This is a genomic window from Ruminococcus sp. OM04-4AA, from assembly GCF_003462585.1.
GTDB classification, from domain to species: Bacteria; Bacillota; Clostridia; order Lachnospirales; family Lachnospiraceae; genus Mediterraneibacter; species Mediterraneibacter faecis.
Genome location: NZ_QTZH01000049.1, coordinates 1 through 18475, shown reverse-complemented (window position 1 = coordinate 18475; position 18475 = coordinate 1). Strand labels below are relative to the sequence as shown.

The following is an 18475-nucleotide window of genomic DNA, read 5'->3' as shown; positions in this document are numbered from 1 at the left end:
AAGACCCCTTGAAGACGACGAGGTAGATAGGGCAGAGGTGGAAGTGTGGTAACACATGGAGCTGACTGTTACTAATAGGTCGAGGGCATAACCAAAGCAGTGATAGGTTTGGATGATGATGTTGGTTTTAACTGTATGTAGTTTTGAAGGTACATAGCCTTCTGAAAATTGAAGAATGGCCCAGTGGCTCAGTTGGTTAGAGCGCCGCCCTGTCACGGCGGAGGTCGAGAGTTCGAGTCTCTTCTGGGTCGTTATGTGGGATCTTAGCTCAGCTGGGAGAGCATCTGCCTTACAAGCAGAGGGTCACAGGTTCGAGCCCTGTAGGTCCCACTTAACATGGATGGATTCCCGAGTGGCCAAAGGGGACAGACTGTAAATCTGCTGCAAATTGCTTCGGTGGTTCGAATCCACCTCCATCCATTAACCGAAAGGTTATAAGCGATGTGGCTCAATTGGCAGAGCAGCTGATTTGTAATCAGCAGGTTATCGGTTCGAGTCCGATCATCGGCTTTTCTCTTTTGAGAAATTAATTTAATATCGCGGGATGGAGCAGTCTGGAAGCTCGTCGGGCTCATAACCGAAGGTCGCAGGTTCAAATCCTGCTCCCGCAACTCAGACTTTTATAGTCTATGCCCAGATAGCTCAGTTGGTAGAGCAGAGGACTGAAAATCCTCGTGTCACTGGTTCGATTCCGGTTCTGGGCATTTTTATTTTATGTAAACGGAAAGACTGCGTATACCGCAGTCTTTTTTCTATATTTTATTATTAGAGAAAGAACTCTAATGCAGAATAGTAACTGTAGATTTATGATCTGATAATCGGGAGGGATTGATTTGGCAAGCATTGGAGATGTAGCAAAATTAGCTGGAGTATCAAGAAGCACTGTTTCACTTGTGTGTAATAATAAAGGATATGTTTCTGAGGAGACAAGAAAAAAGATTGAGAAAGCGATGAAGGAACTGAATTACATTCCAAGTGAGCTTGGTCGCAATCTGAAGATGCAGAAATCAGGAATTGTAGGAATTATTGTTCCAGATATTGCACATCCCTTTTTCAGTACGTTTATTAAATATGCTGAAAAGGAATTGTATTCCAGAGGATATAAGGCATTGGTTTGTGGAACAGCCGGGCGTGAAGATGTAGAAGAGGCTTACCTTCAGATGCTGGATCGTAGAACTATGGATGGCGTGATTATGGGAGCTCATTCACTGAAGAAGGAGAGATATCTTAAGATTGACAGGCCAATCGTAACAATTGACTGCTATTTGGCGGATTATATTCCGACTGTTCATGTAGATAAGAAACAGGTGGCGGAGAAAGCAGCATCGCTTTTTCTGGAGAAAAGCAGAAAGAAAGTTGTACAGCTTGTAAGTTCTCATACGATTAAGAACTATGAGGATGAAAAGGAGAAGGTATTCCGCGAAATACTTCAGAAGAAAGGTTGTGAAGTTGTAGATATTTCTGTTGGATATAATACATTTACTACTGAAAAGTATCAGGATGCTGCAGTTCGTGCATTTGAGACATGTAATGATATGGATGGAATTCTTGGTGTTGATATGGCTGCGGCTGCCTGTCTGAGAGAAGCGCAGTTACGAGGAAGAAAAGTTCCAGAGGATCTCAGCATAGTTGCGATTGATGGAACGTATATTACAAAAATCGGACCGGAAATTCTGACTGCGATTGTTCAGCCAATTGAAGAAATGGCTCAAAAATTAGTGTCCATGATCATCTCGCAAATTGAAGGGAAAAAAATTGAAGAAGTTGAATCTATTTTTGGCGTGACAGTCCAAAGTGGTGAAACATGTTAAATTACATGTTACTTTTTACCAAATATCACAACTTTAATTTGTTGAAAAATACAGAAAACAAAAAGAATTGATTAAATTCATTGACAGCGAAATGGTAATGATCTATTATAATCAACAGATATCGAAACGATTCGATAAACAAAAATAACAGTGGCTGATAGGAAATATTCCAAGGCCACTATAAAAAACAAACATATCGAATCGATTTGATAAAAACGATATATGTTATAATAGCACAAATAGGAGGTAATGAGAGATGAAAAAAGATCCTGTAAAGACAGCGCAGGAAATTCTGAAAGCATTTGGCGGAAAAGAAAATGTAATCAGTGCGACACATTGTGCAACCAGGCTTCGCGTGGAAGTAAAGGATGCATCTGTTATTGATGAAGAGGGGATGAAAGAGATTCAGGGAGTAGCAGGTTATTTCTCAAAGAGTGGCCAGCATCAGGTGATTCTTGGAACTGGATTTGTGAATAAAGTTTGTGCTGAGTTTCAGAAACTGGCAGGAGTGACAGCTGGAGATGCTGAAGTAACAGAAAATGGGGAGAAGGAAAAATTATCTTTCCAGAGTGCAACAAAGATGATTTCTGATATTTTTATTCCTATCATTCCCGTACTTCTTGCAACAGGTATTCTGATGGGAGTAAGAAGTCTTCTTGTAAATGGATTTGGAATTGAGTTATCACCATCTTTTGACACAGTATTTTCTGTATTAACAGACACAGCATACACATTTATTCCAGTATTAGTTGCATGGTCTGCATGCAAGAAGTTCGGTGGCTCACCGATCCTCGGTATTGTACTTGGGCTGATGCTTGTATCACCAACTCTTCCAAATAAATGGGATGTGGTAAATGGAGTTGCTGATCCGTTAAGTTTTGTCTTTGGACCGTTGCATTTAAATATTACAGGTTATCAGAGTTCTGTAATTCCTGCATTATTCATGGGATTCTTTGCAGCAAAACTGGAGAAGAAGTTACATCAGGTGATTCCGGATATCTTAGACATGCTGCTTGTACCATTCCTTACTTTACTTGTTTCACTTTTGGCAGGACTCTTTGTTGTAGGACCGGTTCTTTCAGGAATTGAAAAAGGAATGACAGATCTGATCCTTATGATGCTGAAACTTCCATTTGGAATTGGAGGAATCGCTTATGGAGGACTGATTCAGATTCTCTGTTCTGTAGGTATGCATCATACAGTAACACCGATTATTGTAAGTATTTTTACAGAGACTGGTGTAGATTATATTAACCCAATGGGATCTGCAGCAATCGCAGGACAGCTTGGAGCAGGACTTGCAATTGTCATGATGCAGAAGAATAAGCAGAAGAGAGCTAATATGATTCCAGCTCTGATCCCGGCATTATTCGGAATTTCCGAACCTGTTATGTATGGTCTTACATTCCCAAGACTTAAGCCATTCTTCATGGGATGTCTTGGAGGTGCTGTAGGTGGTGGATTCGCAGCAATCGTTGGTTTGTGTGCAAAGGGAACCGGAGCGTCTATGATCCCTGGTATGCTGCTTTACCTTCAGGGAGGAATGATTGAGTATATTATTGTATTACTGCTTTCTGTAGGAGTTGCATTTGCAGGCACATGGCTGATTATGAAGAAGAATCCAGAAACAGTATAAAGGAGTAAATTTATGTTTCAGTATGATTTTTCAAATCATCAGAACCGGCATATTCGAATTACGGATATGCCGGCTGAATATTTTCAACGGATACAGGAGACAACCAGGAAAGATCCGTATTATCCGGTATGGCACATTGCACCGAAATGCGGTCTGATGAATGATCCGAATGGGCTGTGTGAGATTAATGGGATACATCATATTTTTTACCAATGGTTTCCGGCCGGACCGGTACATGGGTTGAAACACTGGTATCATTTGACAACAAAAGATTTTATTTATTATGAAGATCATGGTGTGGCAATGTACCCGGATACAGAATCAGACTCTTACGGGTGTTATACAGGTATGGCATTAAAAGAGGGAGAAAAAGTACATGTTTTCTATACAGGAATTGAAAATGAAGAGATGATCCCATGTACCTGTTATGCCAGATTTGATGGTGAGAAACTGACAGACCGGAAAAAGATTGTAGAAATGGATCCGGATCAGACGACAATGAATTACCGTGATCCATATGTCTGGAAAAGGGACAGTGAATACTGGATGCTGACAGGAGCAGAAAGTAAAGAACATGAAGGAATTCTGATGTTGTACAGAGGTAAGCAGGCAGATTCATATGAGTACGCCGGAAGAGTGAGATTACTTCAGAATGGACAGGAAGCAATGTTAGGTTACATGTTGGAATGTCCAAATTATTATGAAGAGAATCAAAAAGGAGTGCTGTTTTGTTCTCCGATGGGAATTTCAAGTGAGAATAAATATGATTATAAAAATGTATTCTCCGTAGTTTACATGATAGGAAAACCATTGGATACAGAACGAAAAGAATTTCATTTTTCAGAAATGTATGAACTTGATAAGGGATTTGATTTCTATGCGCCTCAATCGTATGAGGATGAAAAACATCGAAGAATCTTATTTGGATGGCTTGGAAATTCTAAGAGCGAATATCCAACTGATAAGAATAATTGGGCGCACATGTTGACACTTCCGAGAGAAATTCGGATCGAGGAAGAAAGGTTGGTTCAACAGCCGGTAGAAGAGCTAAAGCAACTTCGTGCAAATGAAAGAAGCATTACAGAGCATATAAAGGTTGAAGAATGTTCCTTTGAGCTTGAAGGAAATACAGAAAGTGCGTTTTCTATAGAAATAGGAAATAAAGATGGTAACTGTTTGACTTTCAGTGCAGATGGGGAAGAATATTGTCTGAACAGAAGTGATATGACAGAAGTGTATGCGGAGAAGTTTGGAACGATCCGTTATGCAAAACAGTTAGAGAAGAAACAGACTGTCCGGGTTATGGTAGATCGTTCTAGCATCGAAATTTTCTGTGATCATGGGAAAACGGTATTCACTTCGAGAATGTTTATAGCTCATGTTTCTTATGTAAAGGTGAAAAATCTGAGTGGAAAGTTCTATGATTTGAGAAAATAAGATTGTGTCTCGCCATTTAGAATCGCCTGTAGCGATGTGGCGAGATGCATTTAAATATTAAATTTAAAATCTGAAAAAAGTGCTTGCATTTATATAAGACTTATGATATTATAACTTCTGCGAGTGTTTAAGGGCGTGTAGCTCAGGTGGTAGAGCACTTGACTTTTAATCAAGTTGTCCGGGGTTCGAATCCCCGCACGCTCACTGAAAGAAAGCAGTAATCTATTATGATTACTGCTTTTAACTTTATATAAATAAAATATGGCATCAGGAGAATCTATCATTATTCAGATAGGTTCTTTTTACAAATAAGAGGTTATTATGGAATATTTATATGAAAAATTAACTGCATATGGAAATTCAGATTATTATGCATTTCATATGCCTGGACATAAGCGTAACATGGAGCTCATGAGAGCCAGGTTACCATATAATATTGATATAACGGAGATAGATGGATTTGATGATCTTCATCATGCAGAAGGATTGTTGAAAGAATTACAGGAGAATGCAGCCAGAGTATTTCATGCGGAAGAGACGCATTATCTGGTTAATGGGAGTACAGTCGGACTTTTGAGTGCAATGATGGGATGTACGGAGCGTGGTGGTAGAATCTTGATGGCAAGAAATTGTCATAAATCGGTATACAATGCGGTATATATAAATGAATTACGCCCAGTATATATTTATCCGGAGTTTTCGGAAGAGACAGATCTTAATGGTGAGATCCATGTAGACCAGATAAAGAAGTTACTTGAAGAATATGAAGATATTCAGGCGATTGTCATTGTTTCACCGACTTATGAAGGAGTTGTGTCGGATATTGAAGCAATTGCGGAAATCGTGCATGAATATAAGATTCCGCTGATCGTCGATGAAGCGCATGGTGCACATTTTGGATTTCATTCCTATTTTCCGCAAAATGCGAATACACGGGGGGCTGATGTGGTGATCCACAGTCTTCACAAGACACTTCCGTCTTTAACTCAGACAGCACTGCTTCATATAAATGGGAGATATGTTGATCGTGAAAGGATAAGAAATTATTTGCATATGCTTCAATCCAGCAGTCCTTCTTATATTTTAATGGCATCCATTGATGAGTGTGTCCGGGCAATGGATGAGCGCAGGGAAGAAATCATGGATACTTATGTTGAGCGTTTGCAGCAAGCAAGAGAGAGACTGAAGCAGTTAAAGAATATAAAATTAATTGAGACAGAACATTTTGACCGGTCAAAGATAGTATTATCTGTAAAAAATCTTAAGAATACAGATGGGGAAGTTTTGAATGGAAAACGATTTCAGGAAATGCTGAGATCTTATCATTTGGAGATGGAGATGGCTTCCGGGTCTTATGTGATTGCTATGACAGGACCGGGAGATACACAAGAAGGAATGGACAGATTGGTTCAGGCAGTGATGGAGATTGATAAAAATATTCTGTGCGAAGAGCTTTCAGGGAATGATGAGGATCATACTATAAAAAATATTTCTTATGAAATGATTCCATTAGAACAAGCATATTCTTCCTTTGAAGCAGGGAGAATGGAAGGCGAGAGTGTGAAATGGAATGAGGCATCAGGAAGAATCTCATTGGAATATGTCTATCTTTATCCACCGGGAATCCCAATGATTGTTCCTGGAGAGAGAATTACTTCTACTATTGTGCAAAAGATGGTAAAATATAAAGAGATGGGTTTTTCCATTGAAGGACTAAGCCAGGAGAATTGTTTATTAGTTGCGGGGAATCCAGAATAAAGAACCGACAGGCTGGAAGTTGAGAATACGAATCCAGATGCATGTTTAAGAGCAGGAGAAAAAGTATGGGTAAAATATTTTATATTATGGGGAAAAGCGCTTCCGGGAAGGATACGATTTACAAAGAATTGATGGAAAAGATGCCAAAATTTCATTCAATCGTTCCATATACAACACGTCCAATGCGTGAGGGTGAGAAGGACGGAGTGGAATATTTCTTTGTCGATCAGGAACGATTTGATGAGATGATGGACGAGGAGAAAATCATCGAGTTTCGTTCTTACAATACAAAGTGTGGAATCTGGACTTATTTTACAGCAGACGATGGACAGATTGAATTGTGGCAGTATGATTATCTTGTGATCGGAACGATTGAGTCATATTATGCATTGAAAGAATATTTTGGTGATGATGTCATGGTTCCATTATATATAGAAGTAGAAGATGGATTAAGACTGTCGAGGGCGTTAGAAAGAGAACGGGCACAGCTGAAACCGCAGTATGCAGAACTGTGTAGAAGATTTCTTGCAGATGCCGAAGATTTCTCGGAGGAGAATCTGGAAAGGGCGGGAATCAAGCGGAGATTTCAAAATATTGATAAGGAAACTTGTATGGAAGAAATTTTGCGAGAAATAAACGTGAATTTATGATATACTTAAATGGTAGTTCATAGTTTTGTAAGAAAATGATGTTAAAATTATGAATATACTATTGTTAGGTGGATAATTGTGAGAATATTATCCGCTAAAGATGAAATAAGATACACGGCAGGTGATAGAAATGAGTAGTTTTAAAGATGTAGTAGGGCACAAAAACATAATCAAGTATATTTCGAGCGCAGTTCAGGCTGATGCAGTATCGCATGCATATATTCTGAATGGCGAAAGAGGATCTGGAAAGCGGCTTCTTGCGAATCTTTTTGCTATGAGCCTGCAGTGCCAGAATCGTGAGGAAGACGGAGAGGCATGTGGGAAATGTCAGTCCTGTAAACAGGCACAGAACGGTAATCAGCCGGATATTATTAAGGTGACACATGAGAAACCGAATACGATCAGTGTTGATGATATTCGTACACAGGTTAATAATGATATTGTGATCAAGCCGTACAGCAGCAAGTATAAGATTTATATTATTCCAGAGGCAGACTTAATGAGTGCCCAGGCACAGAATGCATTGCTTAAGACAATTGAGGAGCCACCGGAATATGCGGTGATCATGCTTCTGACAGAGAATGCAGAGGCTTTACTGCCAACGATTCGTTCCAGATGCGTTATGATGAAACTTCGTAATATTAAAGATCAGCTTGTAAAGAAATATCTGATGGAGCAGATGGAGATTCCTGATTATAAAGCAGATGTCTGTGTAGCATTTGCCCAGGGAAATATGGGAAAAGCGATTATGCTTGCGACGTCAGAATATTTCAATGAGATTAAGGAAGAAGTTGTACATTTACTTAGAAATATTGATGAGATGAATGTTTCAGAACTGATGGATGCAGTGAAAAAATGTATGACATATAAGATGGAGATTAACGACTATCTGGATATGATCGCAATCTGGTACAGAGATGTATTAATTTATAAGGCAACTAAGAATGTAGACAGAGTAGTATTTTCTGATCAGCTGAGATATATCAAGGCGCGTGCAAGTAAGAGCTCTTATGAAGGAATTGAGAATATTTTGGACGCAATTGAAAAGGCGAAAGCCAGACTGAAAGCAAATGTTAATTTTGAACTGACAATGGAACTGCTCTTGCTTACAATAAAGGAGAATTAGATACATGACAAAAGTAATAGGAGTAAGATTCCGAACAGCGGGAAAGATTTATTTCTTTTCCCCGGGAGAGTTTGAAATCAAACAGGGGGATCACGTAATCGTGGAGACAGCACGGGGAATCGAGTACGGACGTGTTGTCAGTGCACCAAAAGAGGTGGACGATGATTCAGTGGTTCAGCCTTTGAAGTCTGTGATTCGTATTGCAACAGAGCAGGACGAGAAGACGGTAGAGAAGAATCGTCAGAAAGAGAAAGAGGCTTTTAAGATTTGTCAGGAGAAGATCCGTAAGCATGGACTGGATATGAAACTGATTGAAGCAGAATATACTTTCGATAATAATAAAGTCCTGTTTTATTTTACAGCGGACGGACGTATTGATTTCCGTGAACTTGTAAAGGATCTGGCAGCTGTGTTCAGAACAAGAATCGAGCTTCGTCAGATTGGGGTCAGAGATGAGACGAAGATTCGCGGAGGAATTGGTATCTGTGGACGTCCATTATGCTGCAGCACATATCTGACAGAGTTTGCAGCGGTATCAATCAAGATGGCAAAGGAACAGAACCTGTCCCTGAATCCGACAAAGATTTCAGGGGTCTGCGGAAGATTGATGTGCTGTCTGACGAATGAGGAAGAGACTTATGAAGTGCTTAACAGTCAGTTACCTTCTGTTGGAGATAATGTGACAACAAGTGATGGATTGACCGGAACAGTACATTCTTTGAGTGTACTTCGCAGACTTGTGAAAGTTATTGTTAATCTGGAGAATGACGAGAAAGAGATTCGCGAGTATAAGGCGGATGATCTGAAATTCCGTCCGAGAAGAAAGAAACAGAAAGTATCGAAAGAAGAGCAGAAGAAATTAGCTGCGCTTGAACGGATGGAGAAGAAAGAGGGAGCTTCGAAGTTAGATGACAAATAATCTGAGACCAGGCGAGCGTCTGGATGATCTGCAGCTTGGAGGATTAGAATTGATCCAGAATCCTTCAAAATTCTGTTTTGGAGTGGATGCAGTATTTCTCTCTGATTTTGCAAAAGTAAAGCCGGGAGAGACCGTGCTTGATATGGGAACCGGGAATGGAATCATCCCGGTTCTACTTGCAGGAAAGACGAAAGGAAAGCATTTTACAGGGCTTGAGATACAGGCTGAGACTGCAGAAATGGCAAGACGCAGTGTTGCACATAATCATCTGGAAGACAGAATTAACATTGTAACCGGAGATATTAAAGAGGCGGCAGAACGATTTAAGCCGGCCTTTTTTGATGTGATCACAACGAATCCGCCTTATATGTTAGCGGATCATGGACTTCGGAATCCAGATGACAGTAAGGCGATTGCACGGCATGAGGTGTTGTGTACATTAGATGATATTTTAAGAGAAAGTATGCGGCTTCTTCAGGATAAAGGCAGATTTTATATGATTCACAGACCGTTTCGGCTGACAGAGATTTTGACGAAGATGCATGAATATAAGATTGAACCGAAACGGATTCAGTTTATTCATCCGTATATAGATAAAGAACCGACAATGGTTCTGGTGGAAGGAATGCGTGGGGCAAAACCCAGAGTGACGATAGAGCCACCAATCATTATGTATGCGAAGGATGGGACTTTATTGCAGAAGAACGGAAATAATTCTGAAAAGACTGAAAGACAACGGTAATTGTTCGTGGGAGATGAAGATGGCAGGAACATTATATTTGGTGGCAACACCAATTGGTAATCTGGAAGATATGACATTTCGTGCGATCAGAACATTGAAAGAGGTGGATTTGATCGCAGCAGAAGATACAAGAAACAGTATTAAACTGTTAAATCATTTCGAAATACAGACGCCAATGACAAGTTATCATGAATATAACAAGTTTGACAAAGGTCGTAAACTGGTGGAGAAGCTGGAAGAAGGACTGGATATTGCGGTGATTACAGATGCAGGTACACCTGGGATCTCTGATCCGGGAGAAGAACTGGTGAAAATGTGTTATGAAACAGGGATTCGAGTAACTTCTGTTCCGGGACCGGCGGCATGTGTTACAGCGCTTACAATGTCAGGACTTCCGACAAGAAGATTTGCATTTGAGGCATTTCTTCCGACAGATAAGAAAGAACGGGAAGAAGTTTTAAAAGAAATGGCTGCTGAGACAAGAACGATCGTAATGTATGAAGCACCGCATCGTCTGGTAAAGACTTTGAAACTTCTTTCAGAGCGTCTGGGAGATCGAAAAGTAACGGTTTGCAGAGAACTGACCAAAAGGCATGAGACAGCATTTCAATCAACACTTGAAGAATCGGTAGCTTATTATGAGGCGAACGCTCCGAAGGGAGAGTGTGTGATTGTAATTGCAGGGAGAAGCCGGGAAGAAATCCGTCAGGAAGAAAAAGAGCGCTGGGAAGATATGAGTATTGAAGACCATATGGAGTACTATATTTCTCAGGGAGTGGATCGAAAAGAAGCAATGAAAAAGGTTGCGAAAGACCGCGGCGTTCAGAAGCGTGAAATTTATAATTACCTGGAGAAGCAAAAATCATAAGAAGCATGTTTTGAGAGTTGCTTGGGTGAAAATGAGAGGACAGCTTAAATGCTGTCCTCGATTACTTTTCCGTCTTTCATAAAAATGACACGAGAATTCAGGGAAACGGCTTCTTCGTAGTTATTTGTGACATAAAGAACCGTAATTCCAAGCTCTTTGTTAATTTTGAGAATATCATGGATCATATCTTTCCGAAGGTCATCATCCTGATGAGCAAAATCTTCATCTACAAGCAGAACTTTTGGGTGGCAGACAATAGCCCGACCGAGTGCAACACGCTGGCGTTCAGAATCAGAAATAGAACGAATTTTTTTCGTAAGAATGTCTGAAATTCCAAGAAAAGCGGCAGCAGTCTTTACGCGGGTATTGATAACTGTACGCGGAAGATCACGAAGCTTCAGTCCAAGTGCCATGTTATCATAGACATTCATGTGCTTATAGAGAGCGTAATTCTGAAATGCCATGGCAAGCTTCCGGTCGCGTGGAAGAATGTCATTTAAAAAGGTATTATCAAGATAGATCTTTCCGGAAGTAATATCTTCCAGGCCGCCAATCATACGTAAAATTGTAGATTTTCCGCATCCGCTTGGTCCGTGGAATACAACAAATTCACCGTCTTCGATCGAGAGGCTGACATCATCTACAGATACGAATCCGTTCGGATATACTTTTTTCAAATGTTCAAATATTAAGTTGGCCATACACAACGCCTCCTGTATCTTATATAGTTGTATTTTATCACAAATAAAGAGGGGATGCATTACTGTTTGGAAACAAATTTGAGAGATGTATAAATAAGGAAGCCGATGCATAAAATTAGAGAAATAACTGTCGGAGTCTGCTATGTTGATTCAATTTTGGAAAAGGCGGAAGAAGCAGTGTGTAAGTATTGTATGTAGTATCAGTATTCTTTTCAGTTCTATTTTCTTTTTAAACGGTTGTGAAGCAACATTTTTAGAAGAAAAAAAGAGCAGTAAAGAAGCGGAGAATGAAAGATTTACATCGTTTACAGAAAAATTGTTTTGCAAAGAGGTGGCTGCAAGCCAGATCAGTCTGCACTATACATTAAAAGAGCCAGAAGCGTATGGGATTGATAAAGCGGATACAGCATATGGAACGATACAGACAGACAGTACTCAGATTAAGACAGCAGCGGAGAATATACAGCAGGCATTGTATACATTTTCTTATGAAAAACTGAATGTAAAAAATAGAATTACATACGATCTGTTGAAGCAATATCTGAGAAATTTGAGAGAAGAAGCGGATTATCTGTATTATGAAGAACCGTTGAATACAGTCAATGGAGTACAGACGCAGATTCCAATTGTATTATCTGAATATCAGTTTTATGACAGGACAGATGTGGAAGCGTATCTGGATGTTTTAAGTGAGACAAGGGATTATTTTCAACAGATCATTGCATTTGAAAGAGAAAAAGCAGACAAGGGATTGTTTTTGTCAGATGAAATGGCGGATCAGGTGTTAGAACAATGTAATGCATTTCTTGCAATGGGAAATGGAAATTATCTGTACTCGACATTTGTGTCCAGAATTGGTGAATTACAGGAACTGTCTGAAAAAGAAAAGAGTGATTATATTCAGCAGAACGCCAGGCAGATGGAAGAGCAGGTTTATCCGGCGTATGAGGATTTGATACAGGCGGTTGAGGAATTGAAAGGGAAGGGAATGAATGAAAAGGGATTGTGTTATTTTCCGGAAGGGAGAAAATACTACGAATGGTATATACAGCAGAGTGTAGGAGTGACAGACACGATTCAAGAGCTTGAGCAACTAACACGCAGACAAATTTCAGAAGATATTACCGGTATGGAAGAAGCAGTCAACGAAGCGAAGCAGGCAGCAGCAATATTGGAAGATGGGAAAGCAGAAAGAATTTTAGAAAAGTTAAAAAAAGGGATAGGGACTGCATTTCCTGAGATTCCAAAAACTTCTCTGCAGATAAAATATGTACCGGAGGAAATGCAGGAACATTTAAGTCCCGCATTTTATATGATACCGGCAATTGACTATACAGAAGAAAATGTAATTTATGTAAACCAAGTACAGATGCGAGATGATTTGACACTGTTCACAACGTTGGCGCATGAGGGGTATCCGGGACACCTGTACCAGACAATCTTTTTTGAAAGCACGGATCCTGATCCCGTCAGGAGTATTTTAAATTTTGGCGGATATGTAGAAGGCTGGGCAACTTATGCGGAGATGTGCAGCTATTATCTGATGCCGTTATCTAAGACTCAGGCAGCAATTCTTCAGAAGAACAGTTCAGTGATTCTTGCACTTTATGCATTGGCAGATATGGGAATCCATTACGAAGGATGGAGCAGAATGGATACAGTAGAATTTTATGCAAGATATGGAATTAAAGATGCCGAAACGGTTGATAAAATCTATAATCTGATTCTGGGATCGCCGGGAAATTATTTGAAATATTATATCGGATATATAAAATTTCTGGAGCTGAAAAAGGAATGGATAAAATCTGGAAATAAATCCCAGAAAGAATTCCATAAAGCTGTGTTGAGTGTGGGTCCGGCGCCTTTTGAAATTGTGGGAAAATATTTTTCGCTGTGATTCATTCTGTGTTATAATCATAATATCCACAGGCACAAAATAATAAGAGGCGGTGTCTCAAGAAAAGAGTCACTGCTTTTTCAGTTATTATAGAGAAACTATTTAGAAAGACAGGAGGACGTGAAAAATGAAATTGATGATTGCATCTGACATCCATGGCTCAGCATTTTATTGTGAACAGATGCTTGAGGCTTATAAAAGAGAAGGCGCAGACAAATTATTATTATTAGGGGATATTCTTTATCATGGACCGAGAAATGATCTGCCGGAAGGATATGCACCGAAGGAAGTGATCGCAATGCTTAATCCAATGAAGAAAGAACTTCTTTGTGTGAGAGGAAATTGTGATACAGAAGTGGATCAGATGGTATTGGAGTTCCCAATTCTGGCGGATTACTGTTATCTGAATCTGGCAGGAGATCCGGAAGAAAAGAACAGTGATGTTACAATATTTGCAACACACGGACATGTGTATAATCCGCATAATCTTCCAATGTTAAAAGATGGGGACATTCTATTGAACGGACATACGCATATTCCGGCATGTGAGGAAATCCTTGATATGAACGGTGGAAAATATCAGTACTTAAATCCAGGTTCTGTTTCGATTCCAAAGGAAAGATCCGAGCACAGTTATATGATTTATGAAAACGGTGTATTTACATGGAAGAATCTTGGAGGAGAGGAGTATCAGACATGGAAGACCGTTTCGCACTCTTAATCGATGCGGATAATGTATCTGCAAAATATATTAAGCCGATCCTGGATGAATTATCTAAATATGGAAACGTGACTTACAAACGAATTTACGGAGACTGGACAAAGTCAAACAGTGCGAGCTGGAAGGAAGAACTTCTTCAAAATTCTATTACGCCGATTCAGCAGTTCAGTTATACACAGGGAAAGAATTCTACAGATTCTGCCATGATCATTGATGCAATGGACATGCTCTATACAAGTGAATTGGAGGGGTTCTGTCTGGTATCAAGTGACAGTGACTTTACAAAGCTTGCAAGCCGGCTTCGTGAAAGTGGAAAGATGGTAATCGGAATGGGCGAGGACAAGACACCGCTTCCGTTCCGTAAAGCCTGTGATATCTTCACCGTATTAGAGGTGCTTCTGGAAGACAACACGATAGAGAAGGAAGAGAGCGAAGGAAAGTCTTATCATCCGCATGTGTTTGGAAGGGGACAGAAGAAAATTTCCGGTGCTTCATTATCATCGTCGAATGGAAGAGGTTCAAAAGAAAAGATTGAAAAGGTATCAAAGGAAAAAATAGAAGAAATCGTGGTTAAGATCATTACGGAAAACCAGAATAACGACAGGGAAACCGGGCTTGGTGAAGTTGGAAGCCGGCTGGTCAAAGTATATCCGGACTTTGATGTTCGACGTTATGGTTACAGTTTGTTATCCAAGTTCCTTGAAACTTTACCGAAATTAAAGCTGATCCAGGAAGGAACGAAAGTTTCAGTTACTCTGTATGAAGATAAGAGTAAGAAAGATATGCTTGAAGAGTATATTATCCGACAGATTCAGATGACAGGGGATCAGGGGATCTCTCTTGGAACACTGGGGAATCGAATTCGTATTCAGTTTGGTGATTTTAAAGTACGTGATTATGGATACTCACAATTTAAGCAGTATATACAAAGTTTTTCAAAGGTAGAATTGATCGAAGATGGAGAGCGTACCCGCGCTGTTTATGTGGAAGATTAAAAGTAGAGAGAATAAGATACAGAAGGGGTGCTGATTAATGATAAAAAAATGGAACGCAGTATGTTCCTGGATGCTTACGTTATTCTTACTTGGACATATGCTTACCATGTCCATTCCTATGTTGACAGGTGGACAGGATTATTCTGATTGTCAGATACTCGCAGGAGGGATTGTGGCGACAGTTTTGATTCATGTAGTTCTTTGTATTGTAAGTTATTATCCAAGACGTGGAATACTTAATTTTCAAAGATACAGGAAAGAGAATTGGAGATTAATTACGCAGAGAATCAGCGGAATTGTTATCCTGATTTTATTGTATCCACACATGAGAGTACTTCATCTTATAATAAGTGGAGCATCATTTTCTGGTGGAGCAAAGTTTCTTGTATTAGTGACGGAGATTCTCTTTGCAGGCGCGGCATTTCTGCATCTGAGTGTATCGTTCAGCCGTTCTATGCTGACGCTTGGTTTGTTGAGGAACGACAGGATGGAGAAGCTTGTGGATTATGTAACATGGATCATCTGTGGATTATTAATGGTTCTTACGGTGGCTGCGCGGATAAGATTGTAGGAACAGGTGAGATTTTTAGGAAAGAGAAGATGACAAATGAAGGTATTGATTATAGGAAATGGAATTGCAGGGATGTCTGCTGCAATAGAAGCAGCAGAACTTGATGATGAGGTAATTCTTGTATCACCGGTTCAGTCAGAACGTACACAGTCAGTTATGGCAGCAGAAGGAATCAATGCAGTAGTTGATACCGCAGAGGAGGATTCTGTAGTGTGGCATGCGAATGATACGCTGGAGAGTGGGTGTTTTCTTGAAAAAGAAGAGGATGTGAGAAATCTCTGTGAGAAAGCACCGGAACATCTGAAATGGCTGGATGAGATGGGAGTTCTTTTTGATCGACATGAAGATGATACATGGAAAGTGAAAGCTTCCGGAGGACAGAGTAGAAAAAGGACTGTTTATTCAGGTAATTCCATTGGAAAACAGATTGTTACGGCAATGACACAGAAATGCCTGGAGTATGAGATTAAAGGTAAAATAGAAAAGAAAATTGGATTGTATTTTTATTCTGCTCTTATTCGGGATGAAAAGTGTTATGGAGCGTTATTTTATAATCCAGAATCTAGAATGTTGATTCCGGTTTATGCGGATGCAGTAATCTGTGCTACCGGTGGAATGAACAAGCTATATGGAAAAACCACTGGATCTGAATTAAATGATGGTTATGTGACAGGAAAGCTTTTTTTACAGGGAGTGCAGCTGAGAAATCTCGAATTTATCCAGTATTATCCGACCACGGTTCAGCGAGGAAATAAGAGGGTTATAATCTCGGAATCTGTCAGAAGTGAAGGTTGGAGACTTTATTATAAGAATAGAAGTCACAGTGTTTATTTTATGGAAGAAAAGTATGGTACGGAAGGCAATCTGATGTCAAGAGATCTTGTCGCAAGAGAAATTGCAATGTGTCCCGGACAGGTTTATCTGGAGACAGCAAAAGAATCGATCCCTGTAACGCCAGCAATCCATTTCTTTATGGGTGGTATTAAAGTGGACGGAATGCATCAGACGAATATTGCAGGATTGTATGCTGTGGGAGAAGCTGCGTCAAAATATCATGGTGCAAATTGCCTTGGTGGAAATTCATTGATGACAGCAGTTCATTCGGGAAGAACAGCAGCGCATGCGGTGCATGAGGGACAGGGTCAGCCGATGTGCGAAGAATTGTTTGTTCCTTATATTGAGCATGAGCAGGAGAAAATTGATCGTATGGAACAGATGTCAGAGTATCGGGGCAAGTATTCAGCGACAGCAACACTGCGTAAATTAATGAAGATCATGAGTTATGGCATGGATTTGATCCGTGATGGAGAAGTTCTTCAGGATAGTATTTACGCATTGGATTCCAACTTGAATGAGCTGAGGACATTTCCGATTGATCCAATGGTATCTGTTTATGAAAATTACAGATTATATCCGATGGCTGTTCTTGGAAAAGCGACACTTATGAGTGCTGTGGAAAGACGTGAATCAAGAGGAGCTCATTTCCGAAAAGATTTTCCAGGTGAAAAATCAGAATTCATGAAATGTTCCGTTGCAGAGTTTAAAGACGAAAGAATCAGGATTTATTTTGAACAGGAGTCAGGAGAAAAGGGAGGCGCTGTGAGATGAAAGTAAGAATCAAAAGACAGGATGACCGAAGATCAGCGCCGTATTGGCAAGTTTTTCATTTCAGAGGAGAGGGAAGAATTACAGTAGCTGCGATTCTTGAGAAGTTAAATGAACGTGACCAGCTGGAAGATATCAAGGGAAAACAATGTAGAAAAATCCGTTGGGAATGTAGTTGTATGAAGAAAATGTGCGGAGGTTGTGCAATGGTGATCAACGGGCATCCGGCATTGGCATGTGGAGTGTTCATTAATACAGATGATACAGAGATTTTAAGGCTGGAACCGCTTACAAAATTTCCGGTTGTGGAAGATCTGATCGTTGACAGATCTGTGATATGGGAACGTCAGAAGGAAGCATTGATGTACCTTGGAATTCGGAAACATCCAGATCCGAAAGAGCATGATCATCAGTATTCGGCAGCAAAGTGTCTGAAATGTGGACTTTGTCTGGAAGTATGTCCGAATTATCTTGGGGCAAAAGATGATTTCTATGGTGCAGAGTTTGCAAATAACGCGTATCTTCTGCATTCTTCCAGTCTGAATCGAAAGCGGGCATTGGAGAAACAGTATGAAGAACATTTTGCGAAGCAATGTTCGAAATCACTGGCATGCAGAGATATCTGTCCGGCGCACCTGCAGACGTTGTCATCGATTTCTTATATGAATAGAAGATAGAAAAAAGTGAGTAGCACGTCTCTACTCACTTTTTCATTTGCAGTTTCCTTTTCTAATAAAAGTCTTGCAAGTATATTATCTCCTGAAAAAAGTTATCCACAATTTACCAACAAAAAAGTTAAGATATCAACAAAAAAAACATTGTATTTTATAAATTAATCAGATATCCTATATCTAACTTTCGAAAGTATTCAAAAGACTGTTATAAGTCACGGATTGAGTCTTTGTGTCTGATAATCAAAAAGTTTCAACGAATCATATATCAAGATTTGAGTCTTTGTGTCTGATAATCAAAAAGTTTCAACGAATCATATATCAAGATAAGTAATATTTCCATTAAGACAAATAAAAAATATTGAAA

16 protein-coding genes, 7 tRNA genes and 1 rRNA gene are annotated in these 18475 nt (G+C 39.7%); 23 read left to right on the top strand and 1 reads right to left on the bottom strand.

Annotated elements, in window-relative coordinates; all coding sequences use genetic code 11:
* From DXB52_RS12305 to rsmI, 17 genes are all read left to right on the top strand, one after another.
* Positions 1–95: ribosomal RNA gene (locus DXB52_RS12305) — 23S ribosomal RNA — on the top strand; the annotation flags it as partial.
* Positions 96–177: 82 nt separating this feature from the next.
* Positions 178–251 (top strand) — tRNA-Asp (locus DXB52_RS12300).
* A 6-nt stretch (positions 252–257) separates the two neighbouring features.
* Positions 258–330 (top strand) — tRNA-Val (locus DXB52_RS12295).
* A gap of 8 nt (positions 331–338) precedes the next feature.
* A tRNA-Tyr gene (locus DXB52_RS12290) sits at positions 339–420 on the top strand.
* Between the two features lie 17 nt (positions 421–437).
* Positions 438–511: transfer RNA gene (locus DXB52_RS12285), tRNA-Thr, on the top strand.
* Between the two features lie 27 nt (positions 512–538).
* Positions 539–611: transfer RNA gene (locus DXB52_RS12280), tRNA-OTHER, on the top strand.
* Between the two features lie 20 nt (positions 612–631).
* Positions 632–704 (top strand) — tRNA-Phe (locus DXB52_RS12275).
* A 129-nt stretch (positions 705–833) separates the two neighbouring features.
* Positions 834–1811 (top strand): LacI family DNA-binding transcriptional regulator, encoded by a 978-nt coding sequence (locus DXB52_RS12270; protein WP_118107532.1) that lies wholly within the window; start codon positions 834–836, stop codon positions 1809–1811.
* Between the two features lie 256 nt (positions 1812–2067).
* Positions 2068–3447 carry a PTS transporter subunit EIIC gene (locus DXB52_RS12265; protein ID WP_118107530.1) on the top strand — a complete coding sequence of 460 codons (1380 nt, stop codon included), beginning with the start codon at positions 2068–2070 and terminating at the stop codon, positions 3445–3447.
* A 12-nt stretch (positions 3448–3459) separates the two neighbouring features.
* Entirely contained in the window at positions 3460–4884 is a 1425-nt protein-coding gene (locus tag DXB52_RS12260; RefSeq protein WP_118107528.1) for a sucrose-6-phosphate hydrolase, read from the top strand.
* Positions 4885–5015: 131 nt separating this feature from the next.
* A tRNA-Lys gene (locus DXB52_RS12255) sits at positions 5016–5088 on the top strand.
* 117 nt (positions 5089–5205) lie between these two features.
* Positions 5206–6642 (top strand): aminotransferase class I/II-fold pyridoxal phosphate-dependent enzyme, encoded by a 1437-nt coding sequence (locus tag DXB52_RS12250; RefSeq protein WP_118107526.1) that lies wholly within the window; start codon positions 5206–5208, stop codon positions 6640–6642.
* Between the two features lie 65 nt (positions 6643–6707).
* The gene (locus DXB52_RS12245) at positions 6708–7292 is read left to right on the top strand and encodes a nucleoside/nucleotide kinase family protein (protein ID WP_117569959.1); all 585 of its coding nucleotides are present in this window, start codon (positions 6708–6710) and stop codon (positions 7290–7292) included.
* A gap of 130 nt (positions 7293–7422) precedes the next feature.
* Positions 7423–8418, top strand: a complete 996-nt coding sequence (gene holB / locus DXB52_RS12240) for a DNA polymerase III subunit delta' (protein ID WP_055173557.1) — start codon at positions 7423–7425, stop codon at positions 8416–8418.
* A gap of 4 nt (positions 8419–8422) precedes the next feature.
* Positions 8423–9337 (top strand): PSP1 domain-containing protein, encoded by a 915-nt coding sequence (locus tag DXB52_RS12235; protein ID WP_015529431.1) that lies wholly within the window; start codon positions 8423–8425, stop codon positions 9335–9337.
* Entirely contained in the window at positions 9327–10079 is a 753-nt protein-coding gene (locus tag DXB52_RS12230) for a tRNA1(Val) (adenine(37)-N6)-methyltransferase (RefSeq protein WP_117542576.1), read from the top strand. The genes DXB52_RS12235 and DXB52_RS12230 overlap by 11 nt, the downstream gene beginning before the upstream one ends.
* 19 nt (positions 10080–10098) lie before the next feature.
* On the top strand, positions 10099–10947 hold the full coding sequence (rsmI, locus tag DXB52_RS12225) for a 16S rRNA (cytidine(1402)-2'-O)-methyltransferase (protein ID WP_117542577.1): 849 nt from the start codon (positions 10099–10101) through the stop codon (positions 10945–10947).
* 44 nt (positions 10948–10991) lie between these two features.
* Here the strand turns inward: rsmI and DXB52_RS12220 are convergent, their stop codons facing one another.
* Positions 10992–11648: an ABC transporter ATP-binding protein gene (locus DXB52_RS12220; RefSeq protein WP_055173553.1), complete on the bottom strand. Its 657-nt coding sequence runs from the start codon at positions 11646–11648 to the stop codon at positions 10992–10994.
* Positions 11649–11790: 142 nt separating this feature from the next.
* Here DXB52_RS12220 and DXB52_RS12215 point away from each other — a divergent pair, with 142 nt between their 5' ends.
* From DXB52_RS12215 to DXB52_RS12190, 6 genes are all read left to right on the top strand, one after another.
* Positions 11791–13545: a DUF885 domain-containing protein gene (locus DXB52_RS12215; RefSeq protein WP_118107524.1), complete on the top strand. Its 1755-nt coding sequence runs from the start codon at positions 11791–11793 to the stop codon at positions 13543–13545.
* Positions 13546–13672: 127 nt separating this feature from the next.
* On the top strand, positions 13673–14266 hold the full coding sequence (gene yfcE / locus DXB52_RS12210) for a phosphodiesterase (protein ID WP_118107522.1): 594 nt from the start codon (positions 13673–13675) through the stop codon (positions 14264–14266).
* Positions 14242–15261, top strand: a complete 1020-nt coding sequence (locus DXB52_RS12205; protein ID WP_117961711.1) for an NYN domain-containing protein — start codon at positions 14242–14244, stop codon at positions 15259–15261. Before yfcE ends, DXB52_RS12205 begins: the two co-directional genes overlap by 25 nt.
* A gap of 37 nt (positions 15262–15298) precedes the next feature.
* Positions 15299–15832 (top strand): succinate dehydrogenase/fumarate reductase transmembrane subunit, encoded by a 534-nt coding sequence (locus DXB52_RS12200; protein WP_118107520.1) that lies wholly within the window; start codon positions 15299–15301, stop codon positions 15830–15832.
* Between the two features lie 36 nt (positions 15833–15868).
* Positions 15869–17440 carry an FAD-binding protein gene (locus DXB52_RS12195; RefSeq protein ID WP_118107518.1) on the top strand — a complete coding sequence of 524 codons (1572 nt, stop codon included), beginning with the start codon at positions 15869–15871 and terminating at the stop codon, positions 17438–17440.
* Positions 17437–18114 (top strand): 2Fe-2S iron-sulfur cluster-binding protein, encoded by a 678-nt coding sequence (locus DXB52_RS12190; protein ID WP_118107516.1) that lies wholly within the window; start codon positions 17437–17439, stop codon positions 18112–18114. The genes DXB52_RS12195 and DXB52_RS12190 overlap by 4 nt, the downstream gene beginning before the upstream one ends.
* The last annotated feature ends 361 nt before the right edge of the window (positions 18115–18475 follow it).